The following is a 327-nucleotide window of genomic DNA, read 5'->3' as shown; positions in this document are numbered from 1 at the left end:
GGAGTTCACCGGGACCAATGACGACGGTGAATACAGCTTCAACTACAACGAGAACATCGACGATGAAACCGTGATCGGCACAGTGAGTGCGACGGACGCGGACGGCGATGACGTGACGTACAGCATCACGGCGGGTAACGATAACGGTTGGTTCGCAATCGATGAAGATACCGGAGCCATTACGCTAACAGAAGCGGGCGTTGAAGCGGCGGCGAACGACTTCGAAGCGCTGGCGAACGTGCACAACCTAACGGTTGGCGCGTCAGACGGCGATACCACAACCAGCATCAGCGTGACGCTGAACGAGCAGGATGTGAACGATGCGCC

General features: G+C 57.5%; 1 protein-coding gene. It reads left to right on the top strand.

Annotated elements, in window-relative coordinates; translation table 11 throughout:
- A partial coding sequence (locus OH460_RS27345) for a cadherin repeat domain-containing protein (RefSeq protein WP_270000200.1) occupies nucleotides 1-327 on the top strand: 327 nt, incomplete at both ends.

The organism is Vibrio sp. Makdt (assembly GCF_027587015.1).
GTDB lineage: Bacteria > Pseudomonadota > Gammaproteobacteria > Enterobacterales > Vibrionaceae > Vibrio > Vibrio chagasii_B.
Note: the sequence above shows the minus strand (reverse complement) of the source record. Positions and strands in the feature narration are given on the sequence as shown.